Source organism: Nocardia salmonicida NBRC 13393, from assembly GCF_001613085.1.
GTDB classification, from domain to species: domain Bacteria; phylum Actinomycetota; class Actinomycetes; order Mycobacteriales; family Mycobacteriaceae; genus Nocardia; species Nocardia salmonicida.
On the sequence record NZ_BDBR01000030.1, the window covers coordinates 48,062 to 73,596 of the forward strand.

Here is a 25,535-nt window from a genome sequence, read left to right on the forward strand (position 1 = left end):
ACGATTCCGCGGAAAGGGAATAGGAACGTCAAAACCTGTGCATGGTGATAGCGATCGGCGTGATGTTCGTGATCTGATCGAGATGTCCCGAAGCTGGGATGTTTCACAGACTGTAAATGAGGATGACCGTATGAACTCCAGAATTTCCCGTCCGCTCGCCGTCGCCGCCATCGTATTGTCCGCCGGTGCGATCGGCGCCGGTACCGCTACGGCGGCGGCTCCGGCGCCCGTCTCGGGTTCGGTGGAAGTGTGTGTCCCGCTTCCGCTTCCGGTGCTCGAGGTCAGCCTTTGTCTGTGACCGGCTAACACGGATACATGCGGCGGTGGCGGCACCGGTCACGGGGTGAAGATGTGCGCGGCTCCGTTCGGAAGCCGCCACCGCCGCACCCGAGTAGACCCGCAGGCCTGCGGGCTTTCTTGTCGGAAAGCATCAATGATCCAGCGTTCTCTTACGCTTTGTCACAAGCGAAGCTTGGACGGCCGATTGTCGTTCACGGTAGTTTGGGGGCTTGCCCAGTGATCTGGGTGGGAAGGATTCATCATGGCTGGCGCAACTTCCATCGAACCGTTCCTGACAGTTTCGGGGCGGCCGGTATCGAACCCTCTGAAGGATGTGCGGACGATATCCCGCCAGATGGTGGTGCATTTCATCGAGAATGTCGTACCGTGTGGCACGCTGCCGGGCGAAGCGCTCGACGGAGACGTCACGACGGTGACTCGCGTCTGTCTGGAGCTGACCAGGAGCATGCTCGACGGCCGCGATATCCCGGGGCGCGTGGAGCGGGTGCAGGCCGCCGCCGCCGACTGGGCGCGCGAAGGAATCCCGATCGACACCATCCACGACGCGGTGCACGAGGGCTTCAAACTCGGCTTCGATCTGGTCATTACCAATGTCACCAACCACGACTACGACACCCTCGTCGGGGTGGCTCGGCGGCTGATGGACGCCCAGAAGATGATCACCTCGGCGGTCTCGGTGGCCTACGTTCGTGAACTGCGATCGGTGGACAGCGAGCACCACACGGCGGTGCATACGCTGACCTCGGCATTGCTCGGCGGCCAGAACACCTCGACGATGGCGCGGGAGTGCGGCATCGAGGTCGCCGATCGCTATCACGTGATGGCACTCGAACTGCCGCCGCACGCAGAGGAATTCGATCCCACCCTCGATGCCAAGGTCGTCGCTCGACGCAAATTGCGCCGCGTGCAGGCAGAACTGGCGGACCGCTGTGACGGGAAGGTGCTGTCGTTGTTGAGCGTGGACGGCGGCACGCTCCTGTTGCCCGCGCACGAATTCACCCAGGTGGAATTGGACGAGTTGATCGTGCACCTGTCCGCCGCGGCCCAGGTGCCGGTGCGTGCGGTGGCGACGCCGGCGACGCCGGCCGAAATCCCGCACGCCGCCGAGCAAGTCCATGAACTCGTCGAAATCGTGCATCGGTTCGGTGGTCCGAGCAAGGTATATCGCCCGCACGAGCTGGCCTTCGAATATCAATTGACCCGACCGGGGCCCGCGCGCGATTATCTGAGCTCCATCGTGGATTCCCTCGAAGCCCATCCTGAACTATTACGCACGCTCGAGGTGTATATGTCCACGAATATGCAACGTGCGCGGACCGCGCGCCTGATGTTCATTCACACGAACACCGTCGACTACCGATTGAAACGGATCGGCCAGATGACCGGGTTCGACCTCAATGACGTTTCCGGTGTGTGCCATCTGCGCGCCGCGCTGTTGATCCGGGCCCATCGTGGGTCCGGATCAACAGAGCTCTATCGAAGCCCGAGCGAAACCAGTTCGCGCGCAGGCTGATTCACATGGGGTAGAGCGGGTGCTTGCGCGGGTTGAACTCCGGCTTGACCTGCGGCTTGTCGCGCAGCAGGCGCAGTGCGTGCCGGATCTCGAGGCGGGTGCGTGAGGGCTCGATCACCGCGTCGATGTAGCCGCGCTCGGCGGCGATCCACGGGGTGGCGATGGTCTCGTTGTACTGGTTGATCATGAAATCGCGCGCCGCGGCGCGGTGTTCCTCGGGGACAGCGGCCAATTGGCGTTTGGCGGCGAGGTCGACCGCGCTTTCGGCGCCGATCACGGCGATCCGGGCGGTCGGCCAGGCGAAGCTGACATCGGCACCGACCTGACGGCACCCCATCATTCCGTAGGCGCCGCCATAGGACTTGCGCACCACCAGGCTGATGATCGGTACCGTCGCCTCGATGATCGCCCGCGGCATCCGGCCGCCCCGGATGATCACACCCGCGTCTTCCTGCTCGAGGCCGGGCAGCACGCCGGGGGTGTCGGTGACGAAGATCAGCGGGATGTTGAAGGCGTTGCACAGCCGGATGAAGTAGGTCCCCTTGTCGGAGCAGGCGGCGTCGACGGACCCGCCGAGGACCAGTGGCTGATTGGCGATCACGCCGACCGGACAGCCGTCGACCCTGGCGAACCCGGTGATCAGGTTCGGGGCGAAAGTCGCTCGGATCTCATGAAATTCACCATCGTCGAACAGGCGCAACAGGATGTCGCGCATGTCGTAGCCCGCACGATCGGAATCCGGGATGATCGTCTCGAGTTCCAGGTCGTAGGCGGTGATGTCGGGTTCGAGGCCCGGATTGACGATCGGCGGCTGTTCGAGGCAGCTCGACGGCATGTAACCGAGGTAACTGCGGGCCCAGGCGAAGGCTTCCTGCTCGTTGTCCGCGACGTGATGCAGGGTGCCACGTTTGGCCTGCACCTCCGCGCCACCGAGCGCCTCGGCGCTGATGTCCTCACCGTTGACGGCCTTGATCACGTCAGGCCCTGTGACGAACATGTAGGTGTCCTTCGTGCCCACGAGCACGTCGGTATTGATCGGCCCGTAGACCGAGCCCGCCGCGCATTTGCCGAGCATGATCGACACCTGCGGCACATAGCCCGACAACTTCTCCAGAACCCGGGTCATATCGCCGAACGAGGCGAGCGAACCGGCCGCATCCTGAACCCGCGCGCCCGGGGATTCGTTGATCGTCACCACCGGGCAGCCGTTGTCGAACGCGAGTTTCAGCGCCTGCATGAACTTGCGCGCCGCCGTGATACCGACCGACCCGCCGTACACGGTCGGATCGTGAGCGATCACGACCACTGTCCGGCCATGGATCAACCCACGACCGGTCACCAGTCCGTCACCGTAGAGGGCATCAGGCTGTCCGGGCTGACGGGCCAGTGCTCCGATTTCGATGAATGTTCCAGGGTCGAGCAGCATGTTCATCCGCTCGCGAACGCTCGGAACGCCCTTCTTCGCTCGCTTGGCTACGGCGGCTTCACCTGCTGGTTCCGCGGCGATCGCCAGAATCTCAGCCAGCCCGTCGAGCTTCGCCTTGGTGCTTACCACGCTTACTGCCACCTTCCAACCAACTCAAGTGCTGTGCGCGACGGTAGTCGAATCACCGTGTGGCAGCGCGAGAAGCAGAGGAGGCGGGAGAGGTCACAAAGTCTCGCCCAGCTATCTCATCGCATTCTCTACAGCGCGTTCAGCGGTCCTTCGGTACGGTCGCGGTGACCGGCCAGATCGGCAGACGCAGTGCGGCGGTCGCGGTGGCGGGGACTACGGGGGCGTTCGGCGCCACCGTGGCGATCCGCTCGTAGGGATCGCCCATCGCCGGGCGCGGATCCGATTCGCCCTTGTTGGGCCACAGGGCGGCGGCGCGTTCGGCCTGGGCCGCGATCGTCAGTGACGGATTGACACCGAGATTGGCCGAGATCGCCGAGCCGTCGACGACGCTGAGACCGGGGTAGCCGTAGACCCGGTGGTAAGGGTCGATGACGCCGTTGCCCGCATCGGTGCCGATGACGCAGCCGCCGATGAAATGCGCTGTCATCGGGACGTTGAACACATCCGGCCACGTGCTGCCGGGGGTGGCGCCGAGTTTCGCGGCGACGTGCCGTGTCGCCTCGTGACCGGGCGGGATCCAGGACGGATTGGGTTCGCCGAACCCCTGCTTGCTGGTGAACCGGCGACCGAACACCCCGCGTTTGGTGTAGGTGGTGATCGAGTTGTCGAGGCTCTGCATCACGAGCAGGACCAGCGTGCGCTCGCTCCACCGATTGGTGCGCAGCAGTCGCACGGTCTGTACCGGGTGGCGCCCGGCGATCAGCAGGACTCGCGACCAGCGCGGCAGTCGGTGATCGCCGTCGACGAGATAGGTGTTGAGCAATCCCATGGCATTGGAACCCTTGCCGTAGCGCACGGGCTCGACATGGGTGTTCGGCGTGGGATGGAACGAGGACGTGATCGCCACGCCCTTGGTGATGTCGACGGCCGGGTCGACCTCGGTGCGTCCGGCGCCGAGGATCGCTTCGGAATTGGTCCGTGTGAGCACGCCCAGCCGCGGCGAGATCTCGGGGAGTATCGCGGCGTCTCGCATGCGGAACAGCAGATGCTGGGTGCCCCAGGTGCCCGCGGCCAGCACGACGCGTCGCGCCGACAGCGTGGCGCGGTTCTTGCGCACCCAGCGCCCGGTGCGTTCGGTGTCGACCAGCCAGCTGCCGTCGGACTGCGGCCGGATCGCGGTCACGGTGGTCATCGGCGAGACCACGGCCCCGGCTTTCTCCGCCAACCCGAGATAGTTCTTGACCAGGGTGTTCTTGGCGCCGTGACGGCAGCCGGTCATGCATTCGCCGCACTCGATACATCCGGTGCGCTCGGGTCCGGCACCGCCGAAGTACGGGTCGGCGACGGTCTCGCCCGGAGTGCCGAAATACACGCCGACCGGGGTCGGCACGAAGGTGTCACCGACTCCCATCTCCTTCGCCACCGACTCGATGATGGTGTCGGCCGGTGTCATGTGCGGATTGCGCACGACGCCGAGCATGCGGCGTGCCTGGTCGTAATGGGGGCTGAGCTCGGCGTCCCAGTCGGTGATGCCCGCCCACTGCCGGTCGCCGAAGAACGATTCGCCGGGCTTGTAGAGGGTGTTGGCGTAGTTGAGCGAACCGCCGCCGACCCCGGCGCCGGCCAGGATGAAGCAGTCGCGCAGGCGGTGGATGCGCTGAATCCCGTAGCAGCCGAAGCGTGGGGCCCACAGGTACCGGCGCAGATCCCAGTTGGTCGCCGCGAAGTCCGCGTCCGCGAACCGGCGACCGGCCTCGAGGACACCGACGGTGTACCCCTTTTCCACCAGGCGCAGGGCGGTGACACTGCCGCCGAACCCCGACCCGACGATCAGGACGTCGTAGTCGTAGGAAGGGGTGGCGCTATGGGAGGAGGCTTCTGACACGGACCCGACGGTAGAAGCCCACGTGCCGAAGTGACCGATTCGACGCGCCCACTGGCAGAACTCACGATCTCGGGCGCGCGCGTATGGCACGGATGACAGTGGATGAATTCGTTGTGGATCGCCATTGCCGTCGCGCTTCGTGACCGCTGTGCGATCATCGAGAACGAGTTCGTTCGCGACACGGGTGTGGTGGCCGTGCTTTTCGCTGATCTCCCGGGGGTTCTTCATGTCTTCACTTCCACCCGAGCCGCTTCCCGCCCCGCCGCCGAGGCCGAGACGGAGGGCCACGTTCGCCGTGCAGGCCGGAGTCGCGGTGGTCTTGCTCGCCGCTGCCGTCCTCGCCCTGCGTCCACCCGCTGCGAATGTCGCCGACACGGTGTCGAATACGACGCTAACGGTCGACGAGAGCGCGAAGGTCGATCTCGCCAGGCCCTTCGTCGATACCCCCGCGGACAGCTGGGCCGAGGGGGAGACCGGAATCGTGCCGCCGGCCGCGGTGGCCATCGGCCGTTACTCCGCCGAACAGGTGGCGACCGCGATGGGCGCCGTGCGCCGACTCATCGCGACGTCGCGGCTGAATCGGTATGTGATCGAGACCCACGACGCGGAGCCGGTGCTGGCGCTGCTCGCGCCGCACCAGGCCGAGGAGATGCGGAGACAGCGGGCGAACAACGAAGCGGGCAACTGGCGGCTCTCGGTCCGGATCGCGCGAGGATACGAGCTGTTGCCGGTGACGCCGCGGGTGAGCGGCACGATGGCGGTTCTGGTCAACGACAAGGGTGAGTTGGTGATCCGGACGAATTACCTGGTCGCGTACGCGTTCGACGCGCCGGACCCGAGGCCCGAGAGCTACTTCGATCCGAACGCGCCGATGCAGACCGTAGGCGGCTGTTGATCGATCGGTGGGGGGAGAGGGATGTCACCTCGAATATGTTGTAGGTCAACATGATTGATAGGATTTCGAAGTGAGTGGATGGTCCGGGACCGCAGACCTTGGCCGTCCACTCGCTTGGGGAATGTGATTGTTCAACTGTGCGGCATCACAATGCCCGCCAGCCGTCATCTCGGCGCCTTCGCCCGCTCGCGTTCGTCGAGTTGTATGGTGCTCGGCGGCCACCCGTGTTCTGGCTACGTGCCGGTAACCCCCGCACGGTGTTTCCTTATGAGACACGGGGGTGCAGACTGCGCACGGACCGGGAGTTGCAAACCTCACCCGCAGGACGATGTCCTGGGTAAATGGAAGGAGTCGGCGAGTGTTCAGCCGTATCGCCATCGTGAATCGGGGCGAGGCCGCAATGCGCCTCATCCATGCCGTCCGTGATCTGGCGGCGGCAACCGGGCTACCTATCGAAACCGTAGCCCTGCACACCGACGTCGACCGGAACGCGACCTTCGTCCGGGAAGCCGATATCGCCTATGACCTCGGTCCGGCGTCGGCACGCCCGTATCTGGACCTCAAGGCACTCGAGAACGCGCTGGTCGCCACCAAGGCCGACGCGGCCTGGGTGGGCTGGGGCTTCGTCGCCGAGGATCCCGCGTTCGCGGAGCTGTGCGACCACATCGGTGTCACCTTCGTCGGGCCGAGTGCCGACGCGATGCGCAAGCTCGGTGACAAGATCGGCGCCAAGCTGATCGCCGAGGAAGTCGGTGTGCCCGTCGCGCCGTGGAGCCGGGGCGCGGTCGACACCGTCGAGGACGCCATCGAAGCGGCCACCGAGATCGGGTACCCGCTGATGCTGAAGGCCACCGCCGGTGGTGGCGGTCGCGGCATCCGCGTGATCACCAACGAGGCCGAGCTCGTCGACGCCTACGAGCGCACCAAGCAGGAAGCCGCCCGCGCCTTCGGCAGCGGTGTCGTCTTCCTGGAGCGCCTGGTCACGGGCGCCCGCCACGTCGAGGTCCAGGTGATCGCCGACGGTCAGGGCACCGCGTGGGCGCTGGGCGTGCGCGACTGCTCGGTGCAGCGGCGCAACCAGAAGGTGATCGAGGAATCCTCCTCGCCCGTGCTGAGTGCCGAGCAGACCGCCGAACTCAAGGCCTCGGCCGAGCGTCTGGCGATCGCGGTCGGGTACTGCGGCGCGGCGACCGTCGAATTCCTGTACCACCCCGGCGACAAGCTGTTCGCGTTCCTCGAGGTCAATACCCGCCTGCAGGTCGAGCACCCGATCACCGAGCTCACCACCGGTTTCGACCTGGTGCACGCGCAGTTGCGGGTGGCCTCGGGCATCAAGCTCGAGGGTGAGCCGCCGGTCGAGCGCGGCCACGCCATCGAAGCCCGCCTCAATGCCGAAGACCCCGACCGCGACTTCGCGCCCGCTCCCGGTCGCATCGTGCGACTCGATCTTCCCGCGGGCCCGGGCATTCGCGTCGACACCGGCGTCAGCCAGGGTGACACGATCCCCGCCGACTTCGACTCGATGATCGCCAAGATCATCGCCTACGGCCGCGACCGCGACGAAGCCCTCGGCCGACTGCGCCGGGCCATGGCCCAGACCCGCGTCGTCATCGCGGGCGGCGCGACGAACAAGAGCTTCGTGCTCGACCTGCTCGATCAGCCCGAGGTCATCGACGCCAGCGCCGACACCGGCTGGATCGACCGGGTGCGCGGCGAAGGCCGCCTGGTGACCCACCGTCACTCCACCGTCGCGCTGGCCGTGGCCGCGATCGACGCCTACGAGGAAGACGAGCGGGTCGAGCGACATCGACTGCTGTCGACCGCGTCCGGCGGGCGTCCGCAGGTGCAGCACGAGAGTGGTCGACCCCTGGATCTGAAACTGCGTGGCGCGGGATATCGCGTGCGCGTGGCCCGGATCGGCGCGCACCGCTTCCGCGTCGGCATCGAGGCCGGTGGCGACTTGCGCACCGCCGATGTCGATCTCGAGCGTTTCGATCACCACACCGGCCAGATCGTCGTCAACGGCACCCGTTACCGCCTGATCACCGGCACCCACGGGCCCACCCACGTGGTGGATGTCGACGGCGTGACCCACCGGATCAGCCGCGACGAAGGCGGTGTCGTCCGCTCGCCCGCTCCCGCGCTGGTCGTGGGCACCCCGCTCGAGGTCGGTGCCGAGGTCGAGGCCGGAGCGCCCGTGCTCGTGCTGGAGAGCATGAAGATGGAAACGGTGCTGCGCGCACCCTTCCGGGCCCGGTTGAAGGAATGCGCGGTCTCCGTCGGCACCCAGGTCGAGGCGGGCGCGCCGCTGCTGCGGCTCGAGCCGCTCGCCGACGACGACGAAGCCGCCGAAGCCGAGACCACCGGCACCGTCGAACTCGACTTGCCCAGCGCGGCAACACCGTTGCGCGCACACGAGCGCGTAGCCCGCGGCCTGCAGGACCTGAGCAGCCTGCTGCTCGGCTTCGACGTCGACCCGCACGACGACCGTCGCGTCCTCGACGACTACCTCACGGCCCGTCGCGAAGCCGTCGCCGACAGCCTGCGCCCGCTCGCCGAAGAACTCGAACTGGTGCAGATGTTCGCCGACCTCGCCGAACTGAGCCACAATCGGTCGGCCGACGACGATCACGGCCACGGGCACGTGCACAGCGCCCGCGAGTACTTCCACACCTACCTGCAGAGCCTCGACGTCGAACGGGCCGGACTCCCGGAGTCGTACCAGGCCAAACTCGGTACGGCGCTGCGCCATTACGGGATCACCGAGCTGGACCGGACGCCCGACCTCGAAGCGGCGGTCTTCCGGATCTTCCTCGCTCAGCAGCGTCCCACCGACACCGTCACCGTCGTCGCCGCGCTGCTGCGCGAATGGCTGACCGAGCCGATGCCCGACCAGGTGCTGCGCGAACCCGTCGGCCTGGCGCTCGAGCGTCTCGTCGCGGCGACGCAGGTGCGTTTCCCGGTGATCGCCGATCTCGCCCGCGGTCTGGTCTACGCCTGGTACGGCCAGCCACTGCTGCGCCGCAACCGTGCTCGCGTGTACACCAATGTCCGTAAGCACCTGAGCTACCTGGACGCGAACCCGCAGGCCGATGATCGCGACGCCAGGATCGCCGAGATGGTGCGCAGCACCGAACCGCTGGTGCGGTTGCTCGGCCAGCGGCTCGAGCGCGACAAGCCCGACCACACCTCGATGCTCGAGGTGCTGACGCGGCGCTACTACGGCAACAAGGGTCTCACCGGCGTCCGGACCGAACAGGTCGGCGACACCACCTTCGTCGTCGCCGAACGCTACGGTTCGACGTTGGTCTCGACCGCCGTGAGTTTCGACAAGCTCGACTCGGCACTGGACGGGCTCGCCGAATTGGCAACCGGCACCGTCTCCATCGACGCCGACATCTACCTCAGCTGGGAATCGCAGCCCGAGGACTTCGACGCGATGGCCGCGGCCCTGCAGGAGGTGCTCGGCGCGCACCCGGTGCCCAACCAGGTGCACCGGATCACCGCCACCGTCGCCGGCAGCGGCGGCTCGGTCATGCACCACCACTTCACCTTCCGTCCGTCGGTGACCGGAATGGCCGAGGAGCGGCTGATCCGCGGGCTGCACCCCTACATCGCGCAGCGGATGCAGCTGGAGCGGCTGCGCAAGTTCGACCTCACCCGGTTGCCGTCCTCGGACGAAGAGGTCTACCTGTTCCGCGGCGTGGCCAAGGAGAATCCCTCCGACGAGCGCCTCATCGCCTTCGCCCAGGTCCGTGACCTCGCGGCGTTGCGCGATCACGACGGCCGATTGGTGGCCCTGCCCACCGCCGAGAGCGCCATCGCCACCTGCGTCGACTCGATCCGTCGGGCCCAGTCGCGGTTCCCCTCGGCCAAGCGGCTCAACACCAACCGCATCGTGATGTACATCTGGCCGCACATGGATGTCACCCGCGCGGAGCTCGAGACCATCGGCGGCCACGTGCTGCCGACGGCCGCGGGCGCCGGGCTCGAGGAGATCCTGCTCATCGCCCGCCAGCGCGATCCCGAGACCGGCGAGTTGACCAAGGTCGGTGTGCGCATCTCGTTCCGCCCCAACGGCGAATCCGAGGTGACGGTCGGCGAACGGACCGACGAACCGGTCGAGCCGCTGGACGAATACCGGCAGAAGGTCCTGCGCGCCGCGGCTCGCAACACCGTGTATCCGTACGAATTGACCTCGCTGCTCGGCGATTTCGCCGAGTACGATCTCGATGCCGACCATGCGCTGGTGCCGGTCGATCGGCCGAAGGGCCACAACACCGCGGCGATCGTCGCCGGTGTGGTGACCACGCCGACCGTGCAGCATCCGCAGGGTGTCACCCGCGTACTGCTGCTCGGTGACCCGACCAAATCCCTCGGGGCGCTGTCGGAACCGGAATGCCGTCGCGTGATCGCCGCGCTGGATCTGGCCGAGAGCCTGCAGGTTCCGCTCGAGTGGTACGCGCTGTCCTCGGGCGCGCGCATCTCGATGGCCTCGGGTACCGAGAACATGGACTGGGTCGCGGCCGCGCTCAAGCGGATCGTCGAATTCACCCAGGACGGTCGCGAGATCAATATCGTGGTCGCGGGCATCAACGTCGGCGCGCAGCCGTACTGGAACGCCGAGGCCACCATGCTCATGCACACCAAGGGTGTGCTGGTCATGACCCCCGACTCGGCCATGGTGCTGACCGGCAAGCAGTCGCTCGACTTCTCCGGCGGTGTCTCGGCCGAGGACAACTTCGGCATCGGCGGCTACGACCGCGTGATGGGCCCGAACGGGCAGGCGCAGTACTGGGCGCCGAACCTGTCCGCCGCCCGCGATGTCCTGATGGCGCACTACGACCACACCTACGTCGCCCCCGGTGAGCTGGCACCGCGCCGTGCGGCGACCGGCGATCCCGTCGACCGCGATATCTCGGGCTTCCCGCATGTGTTGGCGGACAGCACCTTCGCCACCGTCGGCGAGATCTTCTCCGCCACCGCCAACCCGGATCGCAAGAAGCCCTTCGACATTCGCACGGTGATGCGGGCGCTGGCCGATCAGGACCACCCGGTCCTGGAACGCTGGGCCGGGATGGCCGACGCCGAGACCGCGGTGGTGCACGACGCGCACCTCGGCGGAATCCCGGTGTGTCTGTTGGGCATCGAGTCACGCAATGTGGCCCGGCGCGGCTTCCCGTCCACCGACGGGCCCGACACGTACACCGCGGGCACGCTGTTCCCGCGTTCGTCGAAGAAGGCCGCACGGGCCATCAACGCCGCCAGCGGCAACCGCCCGCTGGTGGTGCTGGCCAACCTGTCCGGCTTCGACGGCTCGCCCGAATCGATGCGCAAGCTGCAACTCGAGTACGGCGCCGAAATCGGCCGCGCCATCGTGAATTTCGAAGGCCCCATCGTGTTCTGCGTGATCTCGCGCTACCACGGCGGCGCGTTCGTGGTGTTCTCGAAGGCACTGAACCCGAACATGACGGTGCTCGCGCTGGAAGGTTCGTTCGCCTCGGTGCTCGGCGGCGCCCCGGCAGCGGCGGTGGTGTTCGCCGGTGAGGTGAAGGCAAGGACCGCGGCCGATCCGCGCGTGCGGGAGCTGGAATCCCGGGTCGCGAACGCCGTCGGCACCGATCGAGCGGAGCTGAGCGCCGAACTCGACGAGACGCGGTCCTCGGTGCGTGCGGAGAAGCTGGGCGATGTGGCCGCGGAGTTCGACCGCGTCCACAACATCCAGCGCGCGGTCGAGGTCGGCTCGGTGGACGCCATCGTCAGCGTCGCGGATCTGCGGCCACGGATCATCACCGCTATCGAGGCTCGACTGCCCGCGTAGTAGCGGCCGACCGGGCTCGGAATTCGACCGAGCCCGGTCAGCCTGCGCCGTACAGGCGCGATACCGACGATCGGAACTGAGCGGCCACAGTCGCCACGTCGAGCCCGCCTCCGCGCAGCTGCCGGTCGGCGGCATGGCCGAGCGCGATCGTCGCGGCGACGAGCCACTCGGTGTGCAGATCCGTCGTGAATTCGCCTCCGTCGCGGCCACGGCGGATCAGTGCATCGAGGTGCTGTTCGATCGGTACGTGGCGCGCGGCGTCGGCGGCGTGGTCGTCGTCGGAATAGTCGAATCTCGTCTGCTCGGCCAGCATCGTGGTGACCGCTGTCAGGAACCGATCGAGAGCCGCGGTGGCGGTGCCGGTTTCGAGGTCGGCCGCGTCCAAAACGTCCAGTGCCCGTCGGCTCTGTTCGTCGCGCACCGAGGCGAGCAGCATCTCGCGGGTGCCGAAGTGCGCGTAGGCGGTCTGACGTGTGACACCCGCCGCGGCGGCGATCTGGGCCATGCTCGCCTCCGGGTGCTCGCCCAGGACCTGGATCGCCGCGGCTACCAGCGCCGATCGATTGCGCCCGACCTCGATTCGCTGACGTCGTCGCCTTATCTCTGACATGATTGACAATGATAACAGGCCGCTTAAAGTTGTCAGGTATGTCAGAGATAACTGAACGCGCGGCCCGTCGACTCATCCTCGACTACACCCGCGACATGGCCCTGTCCGACGAGGATCCTGCCGAGATCGTGGACCGCACCCTGACCGAGGACGTGATCTGGCGAACCGACGGCACCGAGCTCGATCGCGTTCAGCTGATCGCGCACGCGGCCCCCTCCCGGAAGAATGTCACCGCCGTCGACGTCCGGATCGGCGACCTGCTCGTCGACGGCCGCCGATTCGCTGCGCACTGCCACCTCGCCGCCGAACATCGCAAGCTCGGACCCGTGGCGATCGAGTGGATCATGATCGGCAGCGTCGCCGATGACGGGCGGGTGCGACGGATTCACCAACTCGCGAGGACCCCGAAGTCCTAGGAGGTGGTCCGGACCACAGTGAACGCCCAGCTATTCTGGGCTCTTCGCATCACGACTAGGAGCGTTCTGATGGCCTTGGCTCGACACTGCGACCGGGATGGTTGTGACAGCTGGCAGCGCATCGATCACGACGTCAACAACCGGTGGATCACCGTCGATCTCGGTGCGGGCGACGTGCGGCACTTCGACACCCGTGATTGCCTGCTGCACTGGGCGGCGGCCACCAGCGTCCCCACCGAGGTCTATCCGGCTGTGTGATTTTCACAGGTTCGCAACCTATGGTCGGGTCCGCCCTCAGAACGCCTACCTGCACAGGAAGGAAGACTGGCGAGACATGCCGAGCATCACAACATGCCGAGACGCGCTGGAATTGGCGGTGCGTGCTCCCTCGGTGCACAACACCCAACCCTGGCGGTGGCGAATCCAGCGGGGCCGGGTCGATCTGTTCGCCGACTTCGGGCGACAGGTCACCGCGACCGACCCACTGGCGCGCGCTCTCGTGGTGAGTTGCGGCGCCGCGTTGCATCATCTCGAAGTGGCGTTCGCCATGCTGGGCTGGCAGGCCGAAACCGACCGGATGCCCGATCCTGATCGTCCCGACCATCTCGCGACGATGAAGTTCACACCGCGCCCGCCGTCGGATCTCGATATCCGGCTCGCCGCCGCCATCCACCTGCGGCAATCCGATCGGCGCCGCTATCCCGGTCTGCCGGTGGCCGCACACGACCTGCGTGCGGTCTCGCGATGTGCCTCCCGGTTCGGGGCCGCGGCCAGGCATGTCCCCGACCGCATGCTCTCGCAGCTGGCCGCCCCCATGCGCCGAGCCGCCGCCCGGCACGCGACGGACACGAACTATCTCGCCGAACTCGAGCAGTGGAGCGGCTGCCACGGTGAGACCACCGGCGTGCCTGCGCGCAACGCGCCCGCCGCCAGGGCATCGGACGAACTGCCGGTGCGGGTCTTCGCCGAAGCCGAGCTGTCGGAGTACACCGATGAACCCGACTCCGCCCATTGGCTGGTCGTGTGCACCCCTCGTGACAACCGCCTCTCCCAGCTGGGCGCAGGTCAGGCGACGAGCGCGATATTGCTCCAGGCCACCTACCTCGGCCTGGCTACCAGCCTGCAATCCGAACCGCTGGGAATGCTCGACCTGCGTGAACAGATCCGCACCACAGTCCTGCAGGAATGTGCCTATCCCCACGTCATGATCCGGGTCGGCGTCATGCCGCACGCCGCGGCCCCGCTGGAATCCACCCCGCGCCGCCCGGTCGCCGACGTCATCGAGACGAACTGAACATCGGATCGACCGGTCACGGTCCGGGGTGCCGGCTGATTGCTTTGCCCGATTGCGGGCATGTCCACGACAGGGCGGTCTCGTCCTCGAAAGGAGCATGCGCATGAACCAGACGGAGAAGCAGTTCCCCGATGACGCTCGGACCACTCGCTCACACGCGGGGGAGTCGATCAGGGACGCGAGGAACTGGCCCGGATTGATTCTTGCCGCGATCGGATTGGTGCTGCTCGGTCTCACGCTCACCGCCGCCGGGTACGGCTTCGCGGGGTGGGCCGTGATCGCGGGCGTGGCCTGTGCGGTGTGTCTGTTGCTCGGAATCGGGCTCGTGGTCGCCGAACATCGGCGGGTGAAGGCGCAAGAGGGTCTCGCCCTGGGTGAACCGCGGGGTCACTGACGTGGTGGTCATCCGCGCGCCGCGTGTCTACCGCCCGCAGGCTGACACCTGGATGCTGGCCCGTGCCCTGAGCGAGGTGCCCTCGCTGCGCGGCGGCCGGGTGCTCGACGTGTGTGCTGGTACCGGCGCGTTGACGGTGGCGGCCGCGGCGGCGGGTGCGGGCAGTCTGACCGCGGTCGACCTGTCCCGGTCGGCGCTGATGTCGACGTGGATGAACTGCCGGTTGCGTGGGGTGGCGGTGGAGTTGCTGCACGGCGATTTCGCGTCCGCGCTGCGGCTGCCGCGCTTCGACGTGGTGGTCGCGAACCCGCCCTATGTTCCCGCCGAGCGGGCGGGCGGTCGCGGTGCGGCTCTGGCGTGGGACGCGGGGCCGGACGGCAGGAGCGTGCTCGACCGGCTGTGCGCGATGCTGCCGGACCTGCTCACCGAGCGCGGCGTCGGGTTGATCGTGCATTCGGCGATCAGCGATCCAGGGCGCAGCTTGGACCAGCTCCGTGAGCTGGGTGCGAACGCGGAGGTCGTGGCGACGGGAACGGTGCCGTTCGGACCGGTCATGCGCTCGCGTGCCGGATGGTTGGCCGCGAAGGGCTTCATCACTCATGGCCAGCGCGATGAAGAATTGGTGGTGATCCGTGTCGACCGAACCTCGTCCCCTGTTGTCTCCGACCCCGCTTGAACCGCGGCGAGTCGTGCTCACCGACGACGGGCCCGCGCTCATCGACGGACCTGTCGACCTGGTCACCGCCGACGGCGCCGTACTGCACTGCGACCGTTTCGTGGTGGCGCTGTGTCTGTGCCGTCGGTCGAGCACCTACCCGCTCTGCGATACCAGCCATCGGCGCCGACGTCATCCGAGGAGCGCGCAGTGATGCCCGGCCGATCCCTCCCGCGCCCACGCGGCGAGCTGTCCGCCGCGGTGGTCGAATTGCTCACGCGCACACCAGGTTCGGCGGTTCCTGAGGCTGCCGGACTCGACCCCTACGGCGAAGATCTTCTGCTGACCCTGCACACCTGCTACGAACTGCACTATCAGGGATTCGCCGGTGTCGACGAGGACTGGGAATGGGACCCCGACCTCCTACGCGTGCGCCGCGACCTGGAGAACACCCTGCTCACGGCGCTGCATGCCGATGTCCCCGGTGGCGACGACGTCGAGGGGGAACTCGACCGCCTGCTCGAACCGACCAGCGACACCGACGGCATCGCCGGATTCCTCGCCGAGCGGGGGACCGCCGACCGATTGCGCGAGTACTTCGTCCACCGCTCGATCTACCACCACATCGAGGCCGACCCATATGCCTGGGTGATCCCGCGGCTGCGCGGACAGGTGAAAGCGTCGCTGGTGGCGGTGGAATTCGACGAATTCGGCGGCGGGCGTGGCGAACGCGTCCACGCGCAACTGTTCGCTGACCTGCTCGCGGGCGCGGGACTCGAGCCGGGCTATCTGCACTACCTCGACACGGTGCCCGCGCCGATGCTCGCACTGGTGGACATGATGTCGCTGTTCGGCCTGCATCGTGGGCTGCGCGGCGCACTGATCGGGCATTTCGCCACCGCCGAGATCACGTCGTCGCCCGCGTCGCGGCGTCTCGCCGAGCTGGCCCGCACGCTGCTCCCGCATCCCGCCTGCGCGCACTTCTACGCCGAGCACGTCGAGGCCGATGCCGTGCACGAGCAGGTGATGCGGCGCGATGTGATCGCCGGGCTGCTGGCCGCGGAACCAGGCTCGGCTGCCTCGATCGTCTTCGGCATCCAGGCGACGAACCTGCTCGAAGACCGCTTCGCCGATCACGTCCTGAAGTGCTGGAACGAGGACCGCGGTTCCCTGCGTGAGCCGCTCAGTGCACCCGCCGAACCTGCGTGAAGGTGATGGCGACCGGATAACCGCCCTGTGCCCGGTCGAAGGCGTCGTGATCGGCGGTGAGGTGGTCGGTGATCGAGTGCATCACATGCCAGCCGAACCCCGCCGTGTCGATCGGGTCGGTGTCCCCGCACACCGCACCTACCTCGATCCGAATCCGGAACCCGTCGGCGACGACGTCGCAGTTGAGCTGGGAATCGGGCACCGCGCCGAGAATCAGGCAGGTGGCGGCCTCGTCGAGCGCTACTCGCGTGTCTGCCACCTCGTCGACGGTGAAACCCGCGATCAGGGCGACGGTTTCGGCGACGGCCCGGAGCATGACAACCTGGCTGAGATCGGCGTCGATCTGAATTTGGATCGATGTCGCATGTATCGAATCGGCGATGATCCTGTCGCTCGAATCCACGATGTCCTCCTCCCGAACTGCGCTGGAGTGGCTTCACGGTGCGCATACCCAGGAATCGGTGGGGTGAAACAGCTCCTCAGTAGCCGGATTCCGGTCCCGACGCCTCGTCGATGGACAGGTAGTACCGAAACAGCGGCCGCACGCCGACCAGGCCGAGTGCCCGCTCCACCTCATGGCTTCCGGTAAGCAGTCGGATATCGACCCCCTGTGCCCACGCGTCGGCTTTGGCGACGCCGAGCAGCGCGGCCACCCGCAGGCTGAGGAACTCGGTATCGCGCAGATCGAGGACGACCACGCGCGCGCCGGAACGCACCGAGCGGTCGAGCAACGCACAGAAGCGGGGCATCCGCGCCGCGTCGAGTTCGATACCGCCGTGAAGTACCCAGCAGCCGGGTCGTCCCGGATCGCGCAGCGCCAACTCCGCCGCGGCAGCCGCGGAGCACCCGCGATACCAACGCAGTCGGCTCGGATGCCGACGATCCATGACGACAGACATAGAACCTCCTGTGCGACAGGAATGTCCGGCTCGCGCCCGCCGAGGCGGAACAGGCCGACTTGCGGGGAGCGGCACACGAGAACCAGGGTCGGCTGGAGGTCTCAACCTGCAACAATTCTGGCACGTGTCGCCGTTGCTGTCACCGCGTTGGCGTCGGCTCGGCGAGTGCCTGCTCCCGCAGCAACGCCAAGGTCCGCGACAGGATCCGGGAGACCTGCATCTGGGAGACGCCGAGCTCCTCGGCGATCTGGCCCTGCGTCTTGGCCTCGTAGAAGCGCATGATCAGCACCCGCCGCTCCTCGGCGGGGAGCGCGGCGATCAGCGGGCGCACCGCCATCGCGTCCTCGGTGAGCTGATAGCACGGTTCCTCCGAGCCGAGGGTGTCGGTGATCGGCTGCGAGGAATTGTCGCGACCGTCGTGGGTGACACCGTCGATGGAGTTGGTCTGATAGCCGTTGCCCGCGACCAGCGTGCGGGTGACCTCGACCAGGTCGACGTCGAGTTCGTCGGCGAGTTCGCGCGCATTGGGCAGCCTGCCGAGTCGCTGCGACAGCTCCTCGGTGGCGGGTCCGATCCTGAGCTGGATCTCCTTGAGCCGACGCGGCACGCGCACCGCCCACGTGCGATCACGGAAGTGCCTGCGCACCTCGCCCATGATCGTCGGGATCGCGAAGGACAGGAAGGAGGAGCCACGGGTGACGTCGTAGCGATCGACGGCCAGCACCAGCCCTACCCGGGCGGTCTGCTCGAGGTCGTCGAACTGCTCGCCACGGCCGTTGAACTTGCGCGCGATGTGGTCGGCGAGCGGCAGACACAGTTCGATGACCTGCCCGCGTAGCGCGTCGTGGTGTTCATCGCCGTCGGGCAGTGCCCGCAGCTTCTCGAACCACGGTTCGATGTTGTCGTAGCTGTCACCGTGCGAATGTGATCGTCGGGCGGTCGGACGATCGGCTGCTGCAGTTGAATCCCATGTCATCGCTACTTGCCTCACTTCCAGGCGGTTGCGGATGTGTTCATGGGGTACCCACCGGGACCCGGGGCCATGCCCTACCTATGAGGCTAGCGCCCGATGGTCACGACTCGGTAGGTCCGTGCAATCGTCGGATCCAGCCGAATTCGACGGTGGTCGGATAGCCGCCGCGGGCCGGGTCGAAGCCGGCGTAATCGGTGCGCAGCGCGTCGGTGAGCGTCGCGACGACGTGCCAGCCGAAGGATTGTTCGTCGAGGGCGTCGGGCTCTCGTGCCAGTGCGCTCACCCGGGCGCCCAGGGCGCCGTCGCCACCGGTGAACGAGCAGTCGAGCTGGGAGTCCGGCATCGCGACCAGCATCAACGCGGTGGCGACCTCGTCGAGCGCCAGGAGCAGATCGGTGACCTCGTCGAGCGCGAAACCACCCACGAGCAGAACGGTCTCGGCGAGTGCGTGCACCATGCTCAGTTGGTCCAGCTCGGCGGGCACCTGGAATCCGACGGTTCTCGAGCGGGGAGCGGTGTCGCGATCTCGAGCTCGCACGCCACCTCCCTCATCACCGACCGTTTGGTCGGAGGTTACCCCGTAACCATCAGGTCACGCCTCGGACCCGTTTCGGATCGTCCTCCGCCGAGGCCGAATCGCTGTTTGCCGCGCGCAGAACGCGGTAGTCCATCCTGGACGGCGGCAGCCCGATTTTCGAATTCCGCGAGTGTGACGAAGGGACGACGAAATAACATGACCGACCACGATGTTCCGTCCGAATTCACCCACCCGCCCACCCCACCGGACGAGGATCCGGGGACACCGTGCGAGCAGGCGGGACCGGCCCCCGACCAGGAGGGACCTGCATTGCGCGGCCCCACCGGCGCCCCGATTCCCGGCGAGGCGACCGTGCGCGCCCAGCAGGGCCCTCGGCTCACCACCCCGCAGGGCGCGGGCGTGGCCGACACCGATCACGCGCTCAAGGCGGGTCCGCGGGGTCCGACGTTGCTGCAGGACTTCCATCTGCGGGAGAAGATCACCCATTTCGATCACGAGCGCATTCCCGAGCGGGTGGTGCACGCCCGCGGCACCGCCGCCCACGGGGTTTTCGTGGCCAACGGCGCCGCGGCGTCGCTGACGCGGGCGAAGTTCCTGGCCGCCGACGCGCGCACACCGGTCTTCGTCCGGTTCTCCACGGTGCTCGGCTCACGCGGGTCGGCCGACACGGTGCGTGACACCCGTGGCTTCGCGGTGAAGTTCTACACCGGCGAAGGGGTCTACGACCTGGTCGGCAACAACATCCCGGTGTTCTTCATCCAGGAAGCGATCAAATTCCCCGATGTGATCCACGCCGGGAAACCGGAGCCGGACCGCGAGATCCCGCAAGCGCAATCCGCGCACGACACCTTCTGGGACTTCGTCACCCTGCACACCGAGGCGACCGCGCATACCTTCTGGAACATGTCCGATCGGGCGCTGCCGCGCTCGTTGCGGATGATGGAGGGATTCGGCATCCACACCTACCGGCTGGTCGCCGAGGACGGCACGACGAGTCTGGTGAAATTCCACTGGAAGCCGCGACTGGGCGTGCACTCGATGCTGTGGGAGGAATGCCAGCTGACGGCCGGGTTCGACCCCGATTTCCATCGTCGGGATCTCGCCGACTCGATCGCGGCGGGCATGGCACCGGAGTGGGATTTCGGCGTGCAGGTGTTCCCCGATACGCCCGAGCACCTCTTCGAGGGCATCGATCTGCTCGACCCGACCAAGCTCGTCCCCGAGGAACTCGCGCCGGTGCAGACGATCGGCACCCTGCGGCTCACGGCGAATCCGGAGAACTTCTTCGCCGAAACCGAGCAGGTCGCCTTCTGCCCGACGCACTTGGTTCCTGGTATCGAGGTCACCGACGATCCGCTGCTGCAGGGCAGGTTGTTCTCCTATCTCGACACTCAGATCAGTCGCCTCGGCGGACCGAACTTCACCCAGCTGCCGATCAATACACCGCACGCCGATGTCAACGACCTCTCCCGTGACGGTATGCACCAGGGCGCCGTGCACGCCGGAGTCGCTGCCTACAAACCCAATTCGCTGGGCGGTGGTTGCCCCTACGCGGCGAGTTTCGCCGACGACGCCTATGTCGAATCCCCGACGCCCATTCCGCCGCCGACCGCGAAATTGCGGACCTCCGCCAACAGCGCGGGCTCGGTCTCGTTCGCCGACCACTACTCGCAGCCGCGGATGTTCTATCGCAGCCTGACCGCGGGCGAACAGCGGAATCTGGCCGACGCGTTCTCGTTCGAACTCGGCAAGTGCCTGTCCGAGACGATCCAGAAGCGTGGTCTGCAGATGCTGGTCAATGTCGACGACGGGCTGGCCGACTATGTCGCCGGGCAACTCGGGCTCGACAAGCCTGCCCCGAACAGCGAACCCGTTGAGCTCGCGCCGAGTCCCGCGTTGTCGCAGCGGCACGGCAGTTTCCCGGTGGACGGGCGGACGGTGGCCGTACTGGTCGATGACGCCACGTCGGCCGACGCGGTGCAGGAGGTCTCGACCGCTTTGGAAGAGGCCAAGGTCCGGCCGATGGTCGTGGCGGCACGCGGCGGAGTGATCGACGGCGTACCGGTGGCACGGACCTTCGCCACGATGCGGTCGGTCGAATTCGACGGTGCGCTGCTGCTGGCTGCCCCGGAGGACCCGAGGGTGAACCTGCTGGTCGAGGAGATGTGGCGGCACGGCAAGGCGATCGCGGCGGCCGGTACCGCGGTCTCGGTGCTGCAGCGCAACGACATCGATTCCGACGCACCGGGAATCACCGTCGCCGATTCCGGGGCGGCCGCGAGCGGACTGCTCACCGACCTGGGTGAGCATCGCGCGTGGGCGCGCATCGAAGGCGAGTCCTGAACCGTGCCGACGTTTCGGGTGCCCTCGTCGTTTCGAGTGCGGGCACGCGGGCATTCCCTCACTGTGGCAATCGGCCGAATGTAGAACGGGCGCCGAAGAACCGGCCGAGCCACGCGTTTCGTTCGACGGTGTCGACACCGGAATACCTCGGGGCAGGTCGAGCGTCCCACCACGATGCCAACGACGTCATCGCGGTGTGCACGCTCGACCTGCGTCGCGGCCTTCGCGGGCGCGCGATTCGCGCGCCCGCGTGCTTTGACGAACAGGAGGCGATGATGTTCGCGATCGAGCTCACCGAGCCGAGCCCGGTGCCCGCACCCCCGGATCCCGCGCCGCCGGGCCCCGCGCCCGACCCGTTCCCGCCGGGTCCCGGCGACCCCGTGCCCGCGCCGCCCGTCCCGCCCGGCCCGGCTCCGGTACCCGCTCCGCCGGTACCGCCCGGTCCCGATCCGGTGCCGGCCCCGCCGACTCCGCCCGGTCCCGGTGAGCCGGTACCCCCACCTGCCCCGCCCGGCCCCGACCCGGTGCCGCCACCGGTCTTTTGATGACCTGGTGTCCGTCGGACCCTAGCTGAGGGTGTCGACCTGGGCGCCTTCGTGCGCGGTCAGCAGCACGTGGTCGAGCCGGGTTCTCAGCCGCACCTCGTCACTGGCCACGGTCGGCAACTCGGCCACCACGTGTTCGGCGATCGCGCGCAGCTTCACGTTGGTCTCCTGCGAACGCCACCGAAGCACCCGGAACGCCTGGTCGGCATTGACGCCGTAGGCGAGCATCAACGCGCCCTTGGCCTGCTCGATCACCACGCGCGCCTCCAGCAGTCCCGGCAGCGTGCTGTCGAGCGCCTCGCGCCGGTATTCGGCCGCGGTATCGGACAGGTCGATGTAGTAGCCCTCGGTGCCGATCACCGTCCCGTCCTCGTCGACGAGCGGCTCCGACACGACCAGCACATCACGCACCCGCCCCTGCGTATCGACGATGCGGTGATGGCTGGAGAACACGCCGCTGTCCTCGACCGAGGTGATCATCGCCGCGACCCGATCCCGATCGTCGGGGTGCTTGTGCGAGACCAGCATCTCGGTCGTCGGCACGGTGCCGGGCAGGTACCCGTGCATCTTCGCGACCTCGTCGGACCATTCCCATTGCCGGTCGGCCGATCGAAAGCGGAAACGGCCGACCGTCAACGAGTCGCCCACTCCGATCACGCGCTCGACAAGAGCGCGCTCTGCCATGGATTCGTCGTCCCGTTCGGTCATGGTCTGATTATTCACCCTGGATGGCGCGCCTGTTTGCACCTGGCAGACCCGGGTAGGCCGTTGATGGGTCCCCAGGACGGCCCACGGTCACCAGGTGGCCGAGAAACAGCCTGAAAGGAACACCATGGGTATCGCTGACAAGGCGAAGAACAAGGCCGACGAGCTGGCAGGCAAGGCCAAGGAAGCTACCGGTCGCGCTACCGACGACCGCGAACTCGAGAACGAGGGCCGCGGCGAGCAGGCGAAGTCGAACCTCAAGGACGCAGGCGAGAAGGTCAAGGACGCTTTCCGCGACTGACCTGCTATACGCCGCCCGGGTCATCGGTCCTGCACGGGCCGATGACCCGCGCTCACTCCGCAGGTGCTGGAGGTGATGGAAGTGTCCGCGCATGTTCCGACGGTCGGCGTCGAAGAAGAGTTCCTGCTCACCGATCCCGAGTCCGGGGCGCCCGTGGCGAAGAACACCCAGGTCGCCGCTACCGCGAAACGGGCGGGGATCGATCTGCAGTTGGAGCTGACGAGCTGTCAGGTCGAGACGAGCAGCGCGGTGCACTCCGATATCGGCGCCCTGCTGGCGGAATTGCGGACATCGCGGCGCCGGGTGGCCGAATGCGCGGACGAGAACGGATCCCGCCTGCTGGCGGTCGGGGTGCCGCCGACCCTGGTCGAGGGATATCCGGTCACCGATACACCGCGCTACCAGCGCATCGCGCACTCCTTCGGCATGCTCGCCCACGAGCAGGGGCTGTGCGGGTGCCACGTGCACGTGGCCGTTCCCGACCGCGATACAGCGGTCCTGGTCAGCAATTATGTCCGCCCGCGGCTACCGATCCTGCTGGCGTCGACCGCGAATTCGGCGATCTACCGTGGCATCGAAACCGGTTACGCGAGTTGGCGCAGCATTCTGTGGCGCCGATGGCCCAGCGCGGGTCCGCCACCGTATTTCACCTCGCTGCGTGACTACGAATCGATCGTCGCGATGATGCGAGCCAGCGGCAGCATTCTGGACAACAAGATGGTGTATTGGGATGTCCGCCCGTCGGAGAGCTTCCCGACCGTAGAAATCCGGGTCAGTGACGTTCCGGCGACCGTGGAGGAATCCGCCCTGCTGGCCGCGCTCATTCGAGGAATCGTCAGCACCGCACTCGATGCGATCGCTCAGCACATTCCCGCTCCGGCGGTGTCCGGCGAGGTATTGCGCGCCGCCTACTGGAACGCCGCGCGCTCAGGTCTGGACGGCGACGGCCTCGACCTTGTCGCCGGTCGCGTCGTTCCCCATCGCGAGCTACTCGCCGAGCTCATCGACGACATCGCACCGGCACTGCGTCGTTGCGGCGACCACACGTTCGTCACCGAGACGGTCGCGAGACTCGGCGAGCGCGGAAACGGCGCGCGTCGGCAACTGGCGGCGTGGAATCGAAGGCGCGAGATCGCCGATGTCATCGGCGAACTCGCCGACGCCACCCTCGAAGGATGCCGCTGACCGCTTCCGGCGGCATCAGATCCATCACAATCGCTGACACCACCGACTCGGCGTGCTCAAATGGAAACACCTGCCGTCTTGAGCTACCAGGATCGGCCGGGGCAGTGTGTACCCCTGCCGGTGTCGAGGGATCGAGCACTCGTGAACACCCATTCCAGTCATGGCGACGATACGATCCGGGTCGAGCAATCCGACTCGGCGCTACGCGCGGAGGTCACCCTCCATCACACAGCGACCGTGCTGCACGTGCACGGCGAGATCGACGCGTGCAACCTGCTTACGTGGCGCGTGATTCTGGACGATGCCATCGCGGCGGAGGGGGAGTCGGGCCATCTGGTGATCGACATCAGAGATGTGACCTTCATGTCGTGCCGGGCGATCCTCGACATGGCTACCCGTGCCCAACAGAGCGAGCTACGCACGAGCGTGGTCATTCCCGTGCCGTCGGTCACCAACCGGATCATCATCGCCGCAGGCCTCACCGAGTGGCTACCGGTCTACGTCAGTCGCACCGAAGCCATCGCCGCCGCGCCCACGGTTCCGGTCCAACAGTCCATCCGGACCATCCCGCCGGCGTCGTGGACGACGACGTAGGCACGGTTCAATCGTTCGCGACGGAATTCGTCAGGAGCGGGAGCAACGCCTTGGCGCTGACCATGTGGTCCTGTCCGGCGAGCACCCGATGCGTCGCCTGGGGAATCGCCGCGGCCAACTCCCGCGCCACCTGCTGCATGCCGGGCGGGTTCTTCTCTCCGACAACGACATTCACCGGCACCCGGATGTTCTCGAAACGCTCCACCGGGGGAAGTACCTCGGTGATGGCGATGTCGTACATCAGCGTGGGAGCGAGTGCCTTCATCGTTGCCCAGCCGGGGAACAGCGGTAGCAGCGCGACGAACGCACCCGGCATCCCGATCCCGCGCAGGAAGGCCTTCAGCGCCCGCGCGTTCTTCGCCTCGCCGAGAAGTGCGCGTACCGACTCGCCCAACTCGGCATAGGACGCCCGCTCGGCCTCGTCGTGCACATAGGGGGCGTCATAGATCACGACCCTGTCGATCTTGTCCGGCACCCGGAGCGCCGCTTCGAGTGCCAGCGCGGCACCCGACGAATGCCCGTAGAGAATCGCGCGCCCACCGACGGCATCGACAACGGCCTCGATATCGTCGATTTCCCGCTCGATCGCATACGGCAGCTCGTTCCCGCTGTCCCCACGCCCGCGCCGGTCATAGCTGTAGACGGTGAACTTCGTGGCGAACACCCCCACATCGGCGACAATCGGCCGAAACCTCCGGAAACACGTCGCTCCGGTGATGTACACCAGTACGGGTCCGTCGCCGGACACGTCATACGCGAGTTCGGTGCCATCCTTCGATGTAGCGATCCTCATGACTCGTTCCTCTCGGTGCCGGCGCGCGGATCTCTGATCCGATGTCTTCTACCAGTACGACGCCCTCGCTCCCCGAAACTCATCGGTGCGTCGAGAAGCCCTGCCCGTTCCG

General features: G+C 67.1%; 25 protein-coding genes. 16 read left to right on the forward strand and 9 right to left on the reverse strand.

Features of this window, described 5'->3' with window-relative positions; genetic code table 11:
• The first annotated feature begins 130 nt into the window (after nucleotides 1-130).
• Both NS1_RS40960 and NS1_RS25360 read left to right on the forward strand, forming a co-directional pair.
• Nucleotides 131-298 carry a hypothetical protein gene (locus NS1_RS40960; protein WP_165610405.1) on the forward strand — a complete coding sequence of 56 codons (168 nt, stop codon included), beginning with the start codon at nucleotides 131-133 and terminating at the stop codon, nucleotides 296-298.
• A gap of 243 nt (nucleotides 299-541) precedes the next feature.
• Nucleotides 542-1,813 (forward strand): PucR family transcriptional regulator, encoded by a 1,272-nt coding sequence (locus NS1_RS25360; RefSeq protein ID WP_062988389.1) that lies wholly within the window; start codon nucleotides 542-544, stop codon nucleotides 1,811-1,813.
• A 1-nt stretch (nucleotide 1,814) separates the two neighbouring features.
• Here NS1_RS25360 and NS1_RS25365 read toward each other — a convergent pair whose 3' ends face one another.
• The gene (locus NS1_RS25365) at nucleotides 1,815-3,368 is read right to left on the reverse strand and encodes an acyl-CoA carboxylase subunit beta (RefSeq protein ID WP_062988391.1); all 1,554 of its coding nucleotides are present in this window, start codon (nucleotides 3,366-3,368) and stop codon (nucleotides 1,815-1,817) included.
• A 139-nt stretch (nucleotides 3,369-3,507) separates the two neighbouring features.
• The gene (locus NS1_RS25370; RefSeq protein ID WP_062988547.1) at nucleotides 3,508-5,253 is read right to left on the reverse strand and encodes a GMC oxidoreductase; all 1,746 of its coding nucleotides are present in this window, start codon (nucleotides 5,251-5,253) and stop codon (nucleotides 3,508-3,510) included.
• A 226-nt stretch (nucleotides 5,254-5,479) separates the two neighbouring features.
• On the opposite strand from NS1_RS25370, the gene NS1_RS25375 reads away from it, so the two are divergent.
• A complete protein-coding gene (locus NS1_RS25375) occupies nucleotides 5,480-6,148 on the forward strand; it encodes a hypothetical protein (RefSeq protein WP_157125377.1) in 669 nt (222 codons plus the stop codon).
• A gap of 358 nt (nucleotides 6,149-6,506) precedes the next feature.
• Entirely contained in the window at nucleotides 6,507-11,969 is a 5,463-nt protein-coding gene (locus NS1_RS25380; protein WP_056823021.1) for an ATP-binding protein, read from the forward strand.
• 37 nt (nucleotides 11,970-12,006) lie between these two features.
• Here NS1_RS25380 and NS1_RS25385 read toward each other — a convergent pair whose 3' ends face one another.
• The gene (locus NS1_RS25385; protein ID WP_062988395.1) at nucleotides 12,007-12,579 is read right to left on the reverse strand and encodes a TetR family transcriptional regulator; all 573 of its coding nucleotides are present in this window, start codon (nucleotides 12,577-12,579) and stop codon (nucleotides 12,007-12,009) included.
• Nucleotides 12,580-12,617: 38 nt separating this feature from the next.
• Between NS1_RS25385 and NS1_RS25390 the strand changes: the two genes are divergently transcribed.
• The 7 genes from NS1_RS25390 to NS1_RS40240 all read left to right on the forward strand — a co-directional run bounded on the left by NS1_RS25390 (nucleotide 12,618) and on the right by NS1_RS40240 (nucleotide 16,547).
• The gene (locus tag NS1_RS25390; RefSeq protein WP_062988397.1) at nucleotides 12,618-12,995 is read left to right on the forward strand and encodes a hypothetical protein; all 378 of its coding nucleotides are present in this window, start codon (nucleotides 12,618-12,620) and stop codon (nucleotides 12,993-12,995) included.
• Nucleotides 12,996-13,064: 69 nt separating this feature from the next.
• Nucleotides 13,065-13,253: a hypothetical protein gene (locus NS1_RS25395; protein ID WP_056823023.1), complete on the forward strand. Its 189-nt coding sequence runs from the start codon at nucleotides 13,065-13,067 to the stop codon at nucleotides 13,251-13,253.
• A gap of 76 nt (nucleotides 13,254-13,329) precedes the next feature.
• Nucleotides 13,330-14,289: an Acg family FMN-binding oxidoreductase gene (locus tag NS1_RS25400; protein ID WP_062988399.1), complete on the forward strand. Its 960-nt coding sequence runs from the start codon at nucleotides 13,330-13,332 to the stop codon at nucleotides 14,287-14,289.
• 103 nt (nucleotides 14,290-14,392) lie between these two features.
• A complete protein-coding gene (locus NS1_RS25405; RefSeq protein WP_056823027.1) occupies nucleotides 14,393-14,683 on the forward strand; it encodes a hypothetical protein in 291 nt (96 codons plus the stop codon).
• Nucleotides 14,664-15,359 carry a HemK2/MTQ2 family protein methyltransferase gene (locus tag NS1_RS25410; protein WP_255284684.1) on the forward strand — a complete coding sequence of 232 codons (696 nt, stop codon included), beginning with the start codon at nucleotides 14,664-14,666 and terminating at the stop codon, nucleotides 15,357-15,359. Before NS1_RS25405 ends, NS1_RS25410 begins: the two co-directional genes overlap by 20 nt.
• A 13-nt stretch (nucleotides 15,360-15,372) precedes the next feature.
• Nucleotides 15,373-15,552: a CDGSH iron-sulfur domain-containing protein gene (locus NS1_RS25415; protein ID WP_245661687.1), complete on the forward strand. Its 180-nt coding sequence runs from the start codon at nucleotides 15,373-15,375 to the stop codon at nucleotides 15,550-15,552.
• Nucleotides 15,552-16,547, forward strand: coding sequence for an iron-containing redox enzyme family protein (locus tag NS1_RS40240; protein ID WP_062988401.1), 996 nt, complete (start codon nucleotides 15,552-15,554; stop codon nucleotides 16,545-16,547). The genes NS1_RS25415 and NS1_RS40240 overlap by 1 nt, the downstream gene beginning before the upstream one ends.
• On the opposite strand, the gene NS1_RS40245 is transcribed toward NS1_RS40240, so the two are convergent.
• The 4 genes from NS1_RS40245 to NS1_RS25440 all read right to left on the reverse strand — a co-directional run bounded on the left by NS1_RS40245 (nucleotide 16,522) and on the right by NS1_RS25440 (nucleotide 18,957).
• Entirely contained in the window at nucleotides 16,522-16,950 is a 429-nt protein-coding gene (locus NS1_RS40245) for an ATP-binding protein (protein WP_062988404.1), read from the reverse strand. The genes NS1_RS40240 and NS1_RS40245 overlap by 26 nt on opposite strands.
• A gap of 76 nt (nucleotides 16,951-17,026) precedes the next feature.
• The gene (locus tag NS1_RS40250) at nucleotides 17,027-17,446 is read right to left on the reverse strand and encodes an STAS domain-containing protein (RefSeq protein WP_157125378.1); all 420 of its coding nucleotides are present in this window, start codon (nucleotides 17,444-17,446) and stop codon (nucleotides 17,027-17,029) included.
• Nucleotides 17,447-17,585: 139 nt separating this feature from the next.
• On the reverse strand, nucleotides 17,586-18,422 hold the full coding sequence (locus NS1_RS25435) for an RNA polymerase sigma factor SigF (RefSeq protein WP_056823036.1): 837 nt from the start codon (nucleotides 18,420-18,422) through the stop codon (nucleotides 17,586-17,588).
• 97 nt (nucleotides 18,423-18,519) lie between these two features.
• On the reverse strand, nucleotides 18,520-18,957 hold the full coding sequence (locus NS1_RS25440; RefSeq protein WP_062988408.1) for an ATP-binding protein: 438 nt from the start codon (nucleotides 18,955-18,957) through the stop codon (nucleotides 18,520-18,522).
• A 195-nt stretch (nucleotides 18,958-19,152) separates the two neighbouring features.
• On the opposite strand from NS1_RS25440, the gene NS1_RS25445 reads away from it, so the two are divergent.
• Both NS1_RS25445 and NS1_RS25450 read left to right on the forward strand, forming a co-directional pair.
• A complete protein-coding gene (locus tag NS1_RS25445; RefSeq protein ID WP_062988410.1) occupies nucleotides 19,153-21,300 on the forward strand; it encodes a catalase in 2,148 nt (715 codons plus the stop codon).
• Nucleotides 21,301-21,428: 128 nt separating this feature from the next.
• A complete protein-coding gene (locus tag NS1_RS25450; RefSeq protein ID WP_062988412.1) occupies nucleotides 21,429-21,845 on the forward strand; it encodes a hypothetical protein in 417 nt (138 codons plus the stop codon).
• A gap of 21 nt (nucleotides 21,846-21,866) precedes the next feature.
• Here the strand turns inward: NS1_RS25450 and NS1_RS25455 are convergent, their stop codons facing one another.
• On the reverse strand, nucleotides 21,867-22,553 hold the full coding sequence (locus NS1_RS25455) for a PAS and ANTAR domain-containing protein (protein WP_062988414.1): 687 nt from the start codon (nucleotides 22,551-22,553) through the stop codon (nucleotides 21,867-21,869).
• Between the two features lie 124 nt (nucleotides 22,554-22,677).
• Between NS1_RS25455 and NS1_RS25460 the strand changes: the two genes are divergently transcribed.
• The 3 genes from NS1_RS25460 to NS1_RS25470 all read left to right on the forward strand — a co-directional run bounded on the left by NS1_RS25460 (nucleotide 22,678) and on the right by NS1_RS25470 (nucleotide 24,630).
• A complete protein-coding gene (locus NS1_RS25460; protein ID WP_056823050.1) occupies nucleotides 22,678-22,851 on the forward strand; it encodes a CsbD family protein in 174 nt (57 codons plus the stop codon).
• 81 nt (nucleotides 22,852-22,932) lie between these two features.
• Nucleotides 22,933-24,036, forward strand: coding sequence for a glutamate--cysteine ligase 2 (locus NS1_RS25465; protein WP_062988553.1), 1,104 nt, complete (start codon nucleotides 22,933-22,935; stop codon nucleotides 24,034-24,036).
• 141 nt (nucleotides 24,037-24,177) lie between these two features.
• A complete protein-coding gene (locus tag NS1_RS25470; protein ID WP_062988416.1) occupies nucleotides 24,178-24,630 on the forward strand; it encodes an STAS domain-containing protein in 453 nt (150 codons plus the stop codon).
• 7 nt (nucleotides 24,631-24,637) lie between these two features.
• Here the strand turns inward: NS1_RS25470 and NS1_RS25475 are convergent, their stop codons facing one another.
• Nucleotides 24,638-25,423 (reverse strand): alpha/beta fold hydrolase, encoded by a 786-nt coding sequence (locus tag NS1_RS25475; protein ID WP_062988418.1) that lies wholly within the window; start codon nucleotides 25,421-25,423, stop codon nucleotides 24,638-24,640.
• Between the last annotated feature and the right edge of the window lie 112 nt (nucleotides 25,424-25,535).

Excerpts from the sequence above, each read along its gene's own strand:
- NS1_RS25390 (WP_062988397.1), top strand. The coding sequence starts at position 12,618 with ATGTCAGAGATAACTGAACGCGCGGCCCGTCGACTCATCCTCGACTAC.
- NS1_RS25385 (WP_062988395.1), bottom strand. The coding sequence starts at position 12,579 with ATGTCAGAGATAAGGCGACGACGTCAGCGAATCGAGGTCGGGCGCAAT.
- NS1_RS25375 (WP_157125377.1), top strand. The coding sequence starts at position 5,480 with ATGTCTTCACTTCCACCCGAGCCGCTTCCCGCCCCGCCGCCGAGGCCG.
- NS1_RS25395 (WP_056823023.1), top strand. The coding sequence starts at position 13,065 with ATGGCCTTGGCTCGACACTGCGACCGGGATGGTTGTGACAGCTGGCAG.
- NS1_RS25435 (WP_056823036.1), bottom strand. The coding sequence starts at position 18,422 with ATGACATGGGATTCAACTGCAGCAGCCGATCGTCCGACCGCCCGACGA.
- NS1_RS40250 (WP_157125378.1), bottom strand. The coding sequence starts at position 17,446 with ATGTCTGTCGTCATGGATCGTCGGCATCCGAGCCGACTGCGTTGGTAT.
- NS1_RS25460 (WP_056823050.1), top strand. The coding sequence starts at position 22,678 with ATGGGTATCGCTGACAAGGCGAAGAACAAGGCCGACGAGCTGGCAGGC.
- NS1_RS25360 (WP_062988389.1), top strand. The coding sequence starts at position 542 with ATGGCTGGCGCAACTTCCATCGAACCGTTCCTGACAGTTTCGGGGCGG.
- NS1_RS25405 (WP_056823027.1), top strand. The coding sequence starts at position 14,393 with ATGAACCAGACGGAGAAGCAGTTCCCCGATGACGCTCGGACCACTCGC.
- NS1_RS25445 (WP_062988410.1), top strand. The coding sequence starts at position 19,153 with ATGACCGACCACGATGTTCCGTCCGAATTCACCCACCCGCCCACCCCA.
- NS1_RS40240 (WP_062988401.1), top strand. The coding sequence starts at position 15,552 with ATGCCCGGCCGATCCCTCCCGCGCCCACGCGGCGAGCTGTCCGCCGCG.
- NS1_RS40960 (WP_165610405.1), top strand. The coding sequence starts at position 131 with ATGAACTCCAGAATTTCCCGTCCGCTCGCCGTCGCCGCCATCGTATTG.
- NS1_RS25475 (WP_062988418.1), bottom strand. The coding sequence starts at position 25,423 with ATGAGGATCGCTACATCGAAGGATGGCACCGAACTCGCGTATGACGTG.
- NS1_RS25455 (WP_062988414.1), bottom strand. The coding sequence starts at position 22,553 with ATGACCGAACGGGACGACGAATCCATGGCAGAGCGCGCTCTTGTCGAG.
- NS1_RS25400 (WP_062988399.1), top strand. The coding sequence starts at position 13,330 with ATGCCGAGCATCACAACATGCCGAGACGCGCTGGAATTGGCGGTGCGT.